A 10,963-nucleotide genomic window follows, 5' to 3' on the forward strand; every position below is an offset into this window, starting at 1 on the left:
GGTAATGATAACCCAGGGGCAAAGTCACAAGGGATGAAACAGTTTATGAGTGGGGCTGGTATTGTTTTAATCGCAACGTTACTTGTTCCTTCATTAAAAAATTTATTTAGCTAAGTCAGAATTAAACAAAAAAGGGCGAGTAATTTTACACGCCCTTTCTTTATATAAAATCCATAAAAGTAGGATGAAAAACGCTTTATTAAGAACGTCAGAACGGTTTTTTAACGATTTGCATTCATATAGGGTAACAGCGATAAAATAGGCGTTCAATACGGTAAATAAGGAGTATTGAAATGGAAAAAATCAAGGAGAATAAAACTTATATTATTCTTGGTGTAATTGTATTTATTCTATTAAATTACCTTTTTTATTACTTTAGAGTGACTTTTGAAGGTAATACACTTGCAGCAATTGACTATTTGTTTTCAGAACCTCAATATCTTTTATACGCTTTTCCTTTGTCTTTCAATGTTATTGACTTGTTTGTTCCCCTGTTTACAGTAGTATTTGCTGTATTTGTTTTAATTGACAAGAAAAATAATAAAAAGAAATATAAAAAAGGTGTTGAACATGGCTCAGCGCAATGGGGTGATGTACAAAAAGATTTAAAAGGTATGTATGATGAAGAAAATCAATATAATAACATTCTTTTCTCAGAAAATACAAAGATTAGATTAGACGATAAAGGTGTTCCCTTTAAGCTAAGACGTAATAAAAATGTATATGTTGTTGGTGGGTCGGGTAGTGGTAAAACAAGATTTGTAATTAAACCCAACATGCTACAAATGAATGCAAGCTATGTATGTACTGATCCCAAAGGAACAATTGTTAATGAAATAGGCATGGCGTTAAAAAATAAAGGGAAGTACAAAATTAAGATATTTAATACAGTGAACTTTTTAAAAAGTATGCGATATAATCCATTACACTATGTTTATAGTGAGCAAGATATTTTAAAACTCGTTCATACTATAATTGCAAACACAAGTGGAGATGGCCCAAAAGGCGATCCCTTTTGGGAGAAAGCAGAGAGTTTGTTATATCAAGCTTATTTCAGTTTAATCGTTTCAAAGTTCCCTAAAGAAGAACAACATCTAGGGACATTGATGGATTTAATAACATATTCAACAGTAAAAGAAGATGACGAAGATTATAAAAATCCTATGGATTATCTTTTTGAGGAATTGGAGAAAGAAGATAGTAATCACTTCGCTGTAAAACAATACAAATTATATAAACTTGCAGCCGGTAAAACAGCAAAAAGCATCTTAATTTCTTGTGGAGGGAGATTATCTCCATTAAACATCCCAGCAATTCGTGATTTACTTTCCACAGATGAATTGGAACTTGATACTCTTGGAGATGAAGGACGTAAAACAGCGATGTTTATTATAGTACCTGATACAGATGATACATTTAATTTTATTGTCGCTATTATGTATTCTCAACTGTTCAACATGTTATGTACAATTGCCGATGAGAAATACAAAGGAGAGTTTCCAACTCATGTTCGATTTATGTTAGATGAATTTGCCAATATTGGGCAGATTCCAAACTTCGAAAAGTTGATCTCAACCATTCGCTCCCGTAATATTTCAGCAACTATCATTTTACAGGCATTTTCGCAATTGAAAACAATTTATAAAGATAAATCAGATACTATAGTCGGTAACTGCGATACTTCAATATTTTTGGGTGGTAAAGAAAAAACAACCATTAAATCACTGAGTGAAGAACTTGGTAAAGAAACAATTAATGACTATAACGAAAGTAAAACACGTTCTAACAACAATAGTTTCGGTCAAAATTATTCAAAACTAGGTAGATCATTAATGACACAAGATGAACTGTTAGTGATGGAACGTGATGAATGCATTGTACAAATAATCGGTAAAAGGGCTTTTAAAGATAAGAAATATGATTTAACTAAGCACCCAAGATATAAATTCCATTCGGATGGAAAAAAATATTGGTTTGATATTGAAAAGTACCTAGAAGCACTTAAAACGCCAAAGAATCAACAAAAAAGAAACACAATGAACAAACAGGAAAAACAAAGAGAAGAAATCAAGCTAATCCTAACAACGGTGAATGGTAGCCGAGAAATAACCTAAGAAGTGAATAGAATGAAAGTATGGTAATGAAATTTAATTTGAAAGTAAAAATATTAGAATTAAATGATTTTGTGGATTGAAGTCTTTTCCGAACAGGAAAACTCATTGTCTGTAGATGTGGGATGAAATTGAGATAGTTTTTTAGCAACGGAGGACAAGAAATAGAATTATCGGAAAAGTAATATCCATTCATCTAAACAATCTAGAATATATAAAAACGAAAGGTAGCGTGGTATTTGTGAACTGTCCATACTGTGCAACTCCCATACAAGTTGATAATAATGGTGTAGTACAAGAGATTTGTGAATTCTGTGGTGGTCATATGCGGGATCAACAAACAGGTATGCTACAGATTTGTCAGAATGGTGAGCGTTTTGAATTTACAAAGATGCAACAGCATATCTTCTTGGAGCATATTAATCAGAATGTAGGTGAGTTGAAACAGTATCACACGTACGATTTGTATTTGTTGCTAAAAGAAGTCAGAGAAGCACGCAGTCAAACGTATTATGGTTTGCAATTGCTCAATAAAGCATCTAAAACAGAAAGAACATTACAGGTTACTGCGAATGAAACGGGTGGAGAGTATGAGTATTACACAAGAAAAGCATGGGTAATTGAGAACATTCTGTTAGAACGACAAGGATTCTTTCCAGAAAAGATTACAACTCGTGTTCTTCAATATATGGAAGAACAAATTCAAAAATCGAAGAAGAAGACCATGAAGATATCAAAGGTACAACGTCAGCATAGAAGAGAAGCTTGAGGAATCTTTATAAAATTTGCATTTCCCAAAAAGAAGCAAACAGTTAAATCAAATTAACCAATTTGTTAGAATGAAATAGAGGTAACATAACACATTATAGAAATAGAGGAGAGGTTTAATGAAGTCAACAGGAATGACAAGAAAAGTAGATGAATTAGGTCGGGTTGTGCTTCCAATTGAGTTAAGACGTACTTTAGGGATAGTAGAAAAAGATCCATTGGAGATTTTTGTGGAAGACGAGAAAATCATTTTGAAGAAATACGAATCTCACCATGCTTGTATTATAACTGGAGACATTTCAGCGGAAAATTTTTCTTTAGCTAACGGAAAGATTGTTCTCAGTCCAGAAGGAGCAGAACTTTTAGTAAAAGAATTACAGCAATATCTTGTTAAATAGAAAATTATTAAGCAAAGACTCTACTTAATTAGTAGGGTCTTTTTGGCGAAAAGTAATTAAAAAAACAAATAAGAAAAGACTTGCAAGTCTAAGTTCTTCATGAGATAATAGACTTGTAAGGTTAAATGATAACGAAAGGGGGAAATCAAATGGCAAATAATGTTTATGAAATCGTAACAAACAAAATTATTGAGAAACTAGAACAAGGAACAGTGCCTTGGCAAAAGCCTTGGATAAACGGAAATGTAGCTGTAAACTGGAAAACTCAAAAGCCGTATAGAGGGATTAATACAATGCTTTTAGATTCAGGTGAGTATCTGACCTTCAAACAAGTGCAGGAAGCAAAAGGAAAAGTCAAAAAAGGAGCAAAATCAGAAATTGTGGTCTTTTGGAAGTGGTTAGAAAAAGAAAATAAAGTATCTGGCGATGTTGAAAAGATTCCAATGCTGAGATATTACAAAGTTTTTAACATAAATCAGTGTGAAGGAATTGAAAGTAAGCGAAAAGAGGAAGAGACTTTTGAACATAATCCAATTGAAGAGGCGGAGAACATTGTAAAGGGATATATAAATTCTCCAAGTCTTAGCTGGAACAGCGGAAGGGCATTTTATCAACCGGTTATGGACCATGTAAATGTACCTCCAATGAAGGATTTTCCGAAAGTTGAAGAATACTATTGCACTTTATTCCATGAATTTGTTCATTCAACAGGCTATTCTAGTAGATTAAACAGGAACGGAATCACTTCAGCAACAGCTCATTTCGGTTCTGAAGATTATTCAAAAGAGGAACTGGTTGCTGAAATTGGAGCAAGCATGTTAACTGGATTATCAGGATTTACAGATGTAACATTTGATAACTCAACAGCTTATATATAGTCTTGGTTGCGAAATTTAAAAAATGATAAAACATTAATTGTTAAGGCAGCCAGTCAAGCACAGAGAGCAGTAGATTATATTTTAGGAATTAGCTATAACGAAGAAAATAAAAATGAAAAAGCCATCCGCCGCTAAACGAATGACTAGGGTATAAAAGAATCTCGAACATTCTTTTATACCCCCTTATTATAACATATAATGAAGGGGAGAAGAAAAATGAAAATTAATACACCAGAATGGCTTTCGTTAAGTCAAGACATAAAGATAAGGCTTATCAAATTAGCAATTTTAGAAAACAGATTTAAGCGCTAAACTACAATACATTTTAAAAGAAAAGGGATCTTCTTTTATTCCCTTTTCTTACTTATAACATTAAAGGAGTAGTTACCATGAAAGAAATCGAAAAGTATATGACACCTGCTGAAGCATCCTATACATGGGGAATTAAGCGTGCCACGTTAAAAAATAAAATCAGTCCATCTACACTAACGGAAGAGCAGAAAGTAGAATTGAACAAAATGATTGAGGGTGGGATGATTAAGTTTTTTTTAGCTCCAAATGGAACAAGAAAAGAATGGATTATTTCCAGAGATGCTATGTTTGTATGGTTTGGAGAACCACGAATTTCTAAAGAATGAAACCTTCTTTTTAGATTTGGATGAAAAGGTTTTCCCGTGCCTTTTGGGGCTTTTTTGTTCTTTAGCCCGCCTGTCTAGACAGACCTTTCTGTATTTGAAGTGGGACAAATTAAGCGGATTCTACTGACGAATGTGCAGACTCTGGATTGGTTTCAGATAGTACCTCTTGTTCTTTCTGTGCAGTGACAACCCATTTAGAAGATTTCTTCAGAATGTTTTCTGCTTGTGTGTACGCTAATTCTTTGATGTCAGAGATGCTCAAGTGTGCTTTAATCGTGTCCTCATCAACTTTTCGAAGTGTAGCAAGTTTCTTAATATTAACCTTAATTGCGCCGATTTGTTGCGGTGAAATTGGTTTTTCAGGCACTTCAGGTAAGTCTTCTCCCGCATAAATATAGAGTCCTAGCCCGTGAAGAGCAATTGCTTTCACTAGACAACGTTGGATACTCGTATTGATATCAAAACTATTGGGTTCAGCTATTGGCTTGTTTTGATTATTAAGTATGGGATGAATCTGGCTTAGTGGTAATCCCTGTACTGTTACTTCTACCTCTACCTCTACAAAAAATCCACAATCTGTTTTGAGATAGGGGACACCGTCAAACCGTTTGACATTCCATGTTGCGGTGGGGTCAACTTCCCGTAGACGTTTTACTGCCCACGCCCACGAGAGATAGCTAAACTTGCCTTTCTTATCTACGTGTTCGGTACAATCTATTTGAGATAGTGTCGTAAAATAGTTTTCTGTTTTCATTGTTTATCATCCTCGCTTTTTTAGAATGGGATATGTTCCGTTTGTTGACTTGCTTCATAGACATGTAATAAGGCTTGTAATCCATGTTTGTAAGTAATAACAAGAGAAGAAGCATGTTCATCTTCGCTTTGCTCATAATAAGATATGAGATTCTTAAGAATCTGTATTTCGGCTTGGAGTGTGGAAGAAAAATTCATCTTATGCACCTGCCATTTTCTTAACAGAATGTTCTTCTACATATTGCTGAATACACGAAATATCATCGTGTAGACAGTCTCCTTCGAAATCAAAATAGTGCTCACCAAAATAGATTTCACCGTCGCATGCTTCGCAATAGTCTGTACAATCAGTTGCTGAGGAATTATGCGTGTTGTAGATTACCATACAATTTTCTAACAAATATTCCGCCTCCGTATTTACGGGAGGAAATCAGCATGATAAACTGAGTATAGTAACGAGTAGCTGATTTCCTAAAACACGTTCCCATTGCCATGGGGACGTGTTTTTTCTGTTTGGGGACAGGAGATGTTACAGGGATGTCTGCTTATTTTTATGTGAACACCGCTTGTCTGACTGGAACGTGTTATGCAGGGAGCGGAGGCGCAAGGGTTTACTGCACAATTTTTTTCTGACGGAACAGGTCATACGATAGCGAGGATTTTGTCATTGTTCTTGGGATCGGAGGACGGAAGGGACGTACGAGGTCAAAGAACAACCAAAATCCGCTAGAGTTGGGATGTGAGGAAGGAAAAAATTTGCCCCTTGCGCCTCCAGAGCGACCGCAATATAAACTGGAAGGAGGACAAGCGCCCCTAGTTATAGGGGGGCATTGTTTTTTTCATGGAATGGTTTGTGACATTCTATTCAATCAAAAAGTCGCTAAAGCGACTTATCCATCATTCTCACGTATTGAACATGTTTATTTTTTGAGTCAATGTGGAGTGGGGCTTTGATGAGCGGAGACGAACCACGACGATAAAAAATTGATATGCCCTTGCTGGGAGAGAGCGATAAACGAGCATCTGGTGTCAGGGAGGAATCACAGTGAAAAGAAAGTAGAATATGGTATAATAAAGGAACAAATAATGGTGAGCGAAGTGAGGAAGAACGATGAAAAATCATGATATCGTGAATGGTCAAATTCTCCAAACGAACAAGAAATGGTCACATTTGAAGCAGAATCAGAAGAATTTGATCGCAGAATGGTTTCAAGAAGAATATCGAGGTTTCATCGATATGTATTTGCGGAAACCTAAGCGATATGAAGAAGAATATATGTTAGATAGTGTGATGGAACGGATTCAGGTACAGGGGATTTGGATACCCTATGTCGAAGTAAAGACATATTTTACACGTAAAAAAGGAAAATGGTATCGTAAATTAGAAAATGAGTTGGAAAATAGAAGAAAAGAAACCGATTCGGTTCATGAATAAAGAGATCAGAAAGCGGATTTGTTAAGATACAGTTGAAGGTATGAGAAAAGACTCACTGAAATATCAGTATGTTTTTCTGTATTTTCCCACGTCCATCAGAAAAAATCGCAATTCCATTATTAATTGTAGCAAGGTGGTTTCATATAATGATTTTATATAGTTGTAGGGTAAACGAAGGAAAGTTTTATTACACCTAATTGGGTCGTATGAACCATTTTTGTTAGGTGTAAAAAATAGAAACGTAACTGCACAACAAAGACAAGACGGTACAGGTCAACACGCCTTGCCTTTGTTGTGAATGGAGTTAAGGAAAAATAATCAATGACAACAATCCCGTTAGTAGGTATGTTAAGCAACGTCAGGTGAAAAGAATACTTGAAGGATGGAATTGTTATTCGTATTATATGTAAAATGAAATATTTTTATACAAAAAATTGGTTATCAAAACCATTCTAAGCGTAAGTATGGTAAAATGTATATGACATGTGTTGGGAAGTATTCTAATTCGGTTCTCTTACCGAATTAGAATACTTCTTCTATATAAGAAGAAACGCATAACAAGGACTATGAAGGAGTCTAAGTTTTGACTACAGGAAATGACAAGTAGGTGTTTGTATCCGTGTATTCGAACCGATCGATGCAGTGTTTTTTTTGTTCCATAATTTGCTGGTGTAGTGGAAGAAAATGAGATATAGTCGTGTAAATTATACACCAGTTTTGGATAGAAATATAATCTCACGAATCACATTTAAAATTCCGATAAATCAAAATAGTGATTCGATATGTAAAATACCCCCTTTGAAAAGGAGGCAAATAGAATGATGAAATCAACAGGGATTGTACGAAAATTAGATACCCTTGGTCGTATTGTGATACCGAGGGAAATGATGCGTACCCTTCATATTCACAAAAAAGACCCCTTAGAAATATTTGTAGAAGGCGACATGATTATTTTACAGAAATATGAGGGATATGGCGCTTGTCCTCTCACAGGAGAAATTTCTTCCCAGAATATCGAACAAGCGGATGGAAAGCTGACGATTAGTCCAGAAGGAGCAAAACAGCTTCTGGAGGAAGTAGAACAGTATCTGGAAAGAGTCTGAGGAGAAGGGGGAAACGAAGGTTGGAAAGAAAAGCAAAAAGCGTTCAAAAGGAAAAAAGTAAGAATACAGTAATGATGCAGGAACGTATGTTACAAGAAGCGATGCAGAAGAAAAAAGTTATTTCTGTAATTTTAGTGAATGGATTTCATATGAAAGGAATCCTCAAAGAATTTGATAGGTATGCCATTTGGATAGAATCGGATAATCAAAGTCAATTGGTTTATAAACATGCGATTTCTACGATTCGTTTGTAAAAAACGAAGTATGACGGTAGTTCACATGATTGCGGAGGGTCTTTTGGTGGAGATAGTGGCGGTAGCTGCGGTGGTGGTGATTAAAGGAAAAAAGAAAGAATGGAGCGAAAGAAGATGAAAAATGTCTTTTACACGGGGCCAAATAAATTAGAACGTGTTGCAGAAGTATTAAGGGTATTAGCACACCCTGTCCGTCTCCAAATGGTACATCAATTAATAAAGAAAACGTCACTAAATGTTTCTGAATTACAACGGTATCTCGCCATGCCACAATCCACTGTTTCGCAACATCTTGGCAAGTTAAAATCACATAAAGTCGTAGCATATGAGCGAAAAGGATTAGAAGTATTTTATCGAGTGGACGATGAAAAAGTGAAACAAACGCTGAAGATACTTATAGGATAAACAGATAACGCCTTTTAAGTGCCTAATTATGTACGGATATAAAAATAGAACGAGGAGGGGATTCTGCTATGGGTGAAAATTCATATTACACGCATATCACAATAAAAGAACTGATTTTTATTCATGCATACGTAACAGGGGAAGAAATCCCCTCTTCACAGGCATTACAAATACTCAAACAGTTTGCTCAGGAAGAAATGCCAAGAACAAAGGCAAAAAGACGACGATATCGGATAAAAAATAATGGAGAAACATTGTTTCGATACTATAGACAGAAGCATCCGAAATTATTTGAGAAACAAAGATTAGACACGTATGAAGAATTGAAACACCGAGCGGTATCTTACTGTACGACTCATTTGATGATTCATATGTAATGCAGGATGTACAGGAGAATGTTACGCTTACTTGAACATTCTTAGAATTGGGTATTATATCCAATTGGTTAGTGGAGAGATAAAAAACGAACCATCAGAATCCTCTCTAACGAAAGATAAGGTTGTTCCGAATACGTTTGAGTATCGAAAACGAAAGAGCGTCCACGCAAACGGATGAGGGGGTGAAAAGAGGAGGGATAAATATTTCAGGTGGAAAAGGGTATAAATAAGTGAGGATAGGTGTATATAGAGGTAATTATATAAAATTTCACGTACCGAATTGTTTATAAAAATAAAACACCCCAAAACAGCAGCAAGGGTTGCTTCTTCTCTCCTTCTTCCGATACAATAGAATATATACTTGCTTTGCCCATTCTCCGAAAAAGGGGAATAACAAAAAAGACAGAATATGAAATGAGAAAGGTGACTCACTTTATGAATCAACCTTTAGTGAATTTACGTGTCGATTTTGCTTTCAAGCAATTATTTGGTGTACAAGGACAAGAGGAATTATTGATTTCTTTCTTAAATGCGATTTTGCATGAAACATTATCTACACCGATTGTATCGTTAAAAATTGAAGACCCACATATTCATAAAGAATATGAAGAAGATAAATTATCCATACTAGATATATTAGCTACACTTCAAGATAAGACCAAGGTAAATGTGGAAATTCAATTACGAAATACCCAAGAGATTGTGAAACGTTCCCTGTATTATTGGAGTAAATTATATACCTCTCAATTAGAGCAAGGTATGCCTTACCGCTCTTTGCGAAAAACCATTACCATCAATCTATTAGATTTTAAGCTCTTTCCTCAGTATGATGATATGCATACAGTCGGACAGTTTTGGAGCAAGCAACATCAAGACGTGTTGCTTGAAGATCTGGAAATTCATTTCATTGAGATTCCTAAATTGTTACAACAATGGAGAGAAGAAAAAATTAATCCGTGGGAAAATGAATTTGCTCGTTGGTTACTTTTACTGCCAGCGCATGAGGATGAACATTTGACCCACACGTTGGAGGATATCGCCATGAAGCAAGACCCGATGTTACAGAAGGCAATCCACAAATGGGAAAATATGAGTCAGAGTAGTTCTTTTCGTCTCGCATATGAAGCAAGGGAAAAAGTGTTATTTGATGAGCAAGCGAAATTAGCACATGCTCGTGAGGTTGGGATAGAAGAGGGTATAGAAAAAGGCATGGAAAAAGGGAAAGAAGTAGGTATTCAAGAAGGAAAGCTAGCGGAAAGAGAGCAACTAATCCAGGGCATGCATAAAAATGGCATGGATATCGAAGATATTGCGAAGTTTACAAATATGGAACTGTCGGAAATACGACATATGTTGGGAAAATAACAAAGATACACCTATCGCATAGGATGGGTGTATCTTTGTTATTTTTTGATTATTCGGAATGTTCATAGCGCATTTCTTCTTTACCAAACAATTGATTGTACTGTTCCTGTATACTTTGGAGTTGTAAACGTAGTCCTTTTGCCAGTGGTGTCATATTGCGGTCTTGTTGTAAGATGAGCAATAACTGGGACACTTTTAGAAGCATCTCGTGAATCTCATATGATTCTTCTATCAAACCATCTATAGAAACCTGCTGAAGAATCCATTCAATTCTGCTCATTTTCCAATCAATTTCTTGTAACAATTGTGTAGAATTACCAGACTATGACTTGTCCACGTATAATCCCTCTCCTGTCTTCTAGGCTTAATCACAGGGTTCTTGCTGTAGACCGCAAAGTAGAAAAATCTTAAAGATTATTATAGGGGATTAGACGAACATCATATGCTCCTATGTTTTTCCTAAAGTTCGTTTTTGAAT

16 protein-coding genes are annotated in these 10,963 nt (G+C 35.5%); 12 read left to right on the forward strand and 4 right to left on the reverse strand.

What is annotated here, in order from left to right; all coding sequences use genetic code 11:
• The 6 genes from JDS99_RS28550 to JDS99_RS28575 form a co-directional block, all read left to right on the forward strand.
• Positions 1 to 114 (forward strand): Maff2 family mobile element protein (locus tag JDS99_RS28550; RefSeq protein ID WP_218937295.1); only part of this gene is annotated, 114 nt, incomplete at its 5' end.
• Between the two features lie 179 nt (positions 115 to 293).
• A complete protein-coding gene (locus JDS99_RS28555) occupies positions 294 to 2,114 on the forward strand; it encodes a VirD4-like conjugal transfer protein, CD1115 family (RefSeq protein WP_199696203.1) in 1,821 nt (606 codons plus the stop codon).
• A gap of 238 nt (positions 2,115 to 2,352) precedes the next feature.
• Positions 2,353 to 2,880, forward strand: a complete 528-nt coding sequence (locus JDS99_RS28560; RefSeq protein WP_199696204.1) for a hypothetical protein — start codon at positions 2,353 to 2,355, stop codon at positions 2,878 to 2,880.
• 118 nt (positions 2,881 to 2,998) lie between these two features.
• Positions 2,999 to 3,277 (forward strand): AbrB/MazE/SpoVT family DNA-binding domain-containing protein, encoded by a 279-nt coding sequence (locus tag JDS99_RS28565; RefSeq protein WP_199696205.1) that lies wholly within the window; start codon positions 2,999 to 3,001, stop codon positions 3,275 to 3,277.
• 149 nt (positions 3,278 to 3,426) lie between these two features.
• Positions 3,427 to 4,155, forward strand: coding sequence for an ArdC family protein (locus JDS99_RS28570; protein ID WP_242475783.1), 729 nt, complete (start codon positions 3,427 to 3,429; stop codon positions 4,153 to 4,155).
• Between the two features lie 389 nt (positions 4,156 to 4,544).
• A complete protein-coding gene (locus tag JDS99_RS28575) occupies positions 4,545 to 4,793 on the forward strand; it encodes a DNA-binding protein (protein ID WP_199696206.1) in 249 nt (82 codons plus the stop codon).
• Between the two features lie 109 nt (positions 4,794 to 4,902).
• On the opposite strand, the gene JDS99_RS28580 is transcribed toward JDS99_RS28575, so the two are convergent.
• Genes JDS99_RS28580 through JDS99_RS28590 form a run of 3 tightly spaced genes read right to left on the reverse strand, consistent with a single transcriptional unit; the run spans position 4,903 to position 5,946 of the window.
• The gene (locus JDS99_RS28580; RefSeq protein WP_199696207.1) at positions 4,903 to 5,547 is read right to left on the reverse strand and encodes a Sak single strand annealing protein; all 645 of its coding nucleotides are present in this window, start codon (positions 5,545 to 5,547) and stop codon (positions 4,903 to 4,905) included.
• Between the two features lie 20 nt (positions 5,548 to 5,567).
• Positions 5,568 to 5,744 carry a hypothetical protein gene (locus JDS99_RS28585; RefSeq protein WP_199696208.1) on the reverse strand — a complete coding sequence of 59 codons (177 nt, stop codon included), beginning with the start codon at positions 5,742 to 5,744 and terminating at the stop codon, positions 5,568 to 5,570.
• 1 nt (position 5,745) lies between these two features.
• Complete coding sequence (locus JDS99_RS28590; protein ID WP_199696209.1) at positions 5,746 to 5,946, reverse strand: hypothetical protein; 201 nt, start codon at positions 5,944 to 5,946, stop codon at positions 5,746 to 5,748.
• Between the two features lie 711 nt (positions 5,947 to 6,657).
• Between JDS99_RS28590 and JDS99_RS28595 the strand changes: the two genes are divergently transcribed.
• The 6 genes from JDS99_RS28595 to JDS99_RS28625 all read left to right on the forward strand — a co-directional run bounded on the left by JDS99_RS28595 (position 6,658) and on the right by JDS99_RS28625 (position 10,485).
• The gene (locus JDS99_RS28595; RefSeq protein ID WP_199696210.1) at positions 6,658 to 6,981 is read left to right on the forward strand and encodes a transposase; all 324 of its coding nucleotides are present in this window, start codon (positions 6,658 to 6,660) and stop codon (positions 6,979 to 6,981) included.
• A gap of 821 nt (positions 6,982 to 7,802) precedes the next feature.
• Complete coding sequence (locus JDS99_RS28605; RefSeq protein ID WP_199696216.1) at positions 7,803 to 8,084, forward strand: AbrB/MazE/SpoVT family DNA-binding domain-containing protein; 282 nt, start codon at positions 7,803 to 7,805, stop codon at positions 8,082 to 8,084.
• Between the two features lie 20 nt (positions 8,085 to 8,104).
• On the forward strand, positions 8,105 to 8,338 hold the full coding sequence (hfq, locus tag JDS99_RS28610) for an RNA chaperone Hfq (RefSeq protein ID WP_199696212.1): 234 nt from the start codon (positions 8,105 to 8,107) through the stop codon (positions 8,336 to 8,338).
• Positions 8,339 to 8,452: 114 nt separating this feature from the next.
• Entirely contained in the window at positions 8,453 to 8,743 is a 291-nt protein-coding gene (locus tag JDS99_RS28615) for an ArsR/SmtB family transcription factor (RefSeq protein ID WP_199696213.1), read from the forward strand.
• 68 nt (positions 8,744 to 8,811) lie between these two features.
• Positions 8,812 to 9,120, forward strand: coding sequence for a 50S ribosomal protein L7ae (locus JDS99_RS28620; RefSeq protein WP_199696214.1), 309 nt, complete (start codon positions 8,812 to 8,814; stop codon positions 9,118 to 9,120).
• A gap of 435 nt (positions 9,121 to 9,555) precedes the next feature.
• Positions 9,556 to 10,485: an Rpn family recombination-promoting nuclease/putative transposase gene (locus JDS99_RS28625; protein WP_199696215.1), complete on the forward strand. Its 930-nt coding sequence runs from the start codon at positions 9,556 to 9,558 to the stop codon at positions 10,483 to 10,485.
• 49 nt (positions 10,486 to 10,534) lie between these two features.
• Here the strand turns inward: JDS99_RS28625 and JDS99_RS28630 are convergent, their stop codons facing one another.
• Positions 10,535 to 10,765 carry a hypothetical protein gene (locus JDS99_RS28630; protein WP_206773321.1) on the reverse strand — a complete coding sequence of 77 codons (231 nt, stop codon included), beginning with the start codon at positions 10,763 to 10,765 and terminating at the stop codon, positions 10,535 to 10,537.
• Between the last annotated feature and the right edge of the window lie 198 nt (positions 10,766 to 10,963).

The organism is Bacillus cereus group sp. N6, assembly GCF_016483705.1.
Lineage (GTDB): Bacteria > Bacillota > Bacilli > Bacillales > Bacillaceae_G > Bacillus_A > Bacillus_A wiedmannii.

Coding starts and splice junctions, on each gene's coding strand:
- JDS99_RS28555 (WP_199696203.1), top strand. CDS start 294: ATGGAAAAAATCAAGGAGAATAAAACTTATATTATTCTTGGTGTAATT.
- JDS99_RS28565 (WP_199696205.1), top strand. CDS start 2,999: ATGAAGTCAACAGGAATGACAAGAAAAGTAGATGAATTAGGTCGGGTT.
- JDS99_RS28570 (WP_242475783.1), top strand. CDS start 3,427: ATGGCAAATAATGTTTATGAAATCGTAACAAACAAAATTATTGAGAAA.
- JDS99_RS28575 (WP_199696206.1), top strand. CDS start 4,545: ATGAAAGAAATCGAAAAGTATATGACACCTGCTGAAGCATCCTATACA.
- JDS99_RS28580 (WP_199696207.1), bottom strand. CDS start 5,547: ATGAAAACAGAAAACTATTTTACGACACTATCTCAAATAGATTGTACC.
- JDS99_RS28585 (WP_199696208.1), bottom strand. CDS start 5,744: ATGAATTTTTCTTCCACACTCCAAGCCGAAATACAGATTCTTAAGAAT.
- JDS99_RS28595 (WP_199696210.1), top strand. CDS start 6,658: ATGAAAAATCATGATATCGTGAATGGTCAAATTCTCCAAACGAACAAG.
- JDS99_RS28605 (WP_199696216.1), top strand. CDS start 7,803: ATGAAATCAACAGGGATTGTACGAAAATTAGATACCCTTGGTCGTATT.
- JDS99_RS28615 (WP_199696213.1), top strand. CDS start 8,453: ATGAAAAATGTCTTTTACACGGGGCCAAATAAATTAGAACGTGTTGCA.
- JDS99_RS28620 (WP_199696214.1), top strand. CDS start 8,812: ATGGGTGAAAATTCATATTACACGCATATCACAATAAAAGAACTGATT.
- JDS99_RS28625 (WP_199696215.1), top strand. CDS start 9,556: ATGAATCAACCTTTAGTGAATTTACGTGTCGATTTTGCTTTCAAGCAA.
- JDS99_RS28630 (WP_206773321.1), bottom strand. CDS start 10,765: ATGAGCAGAATTGAATGGATTCTTCAGCAGGTTTCTATAGATGGTTTG.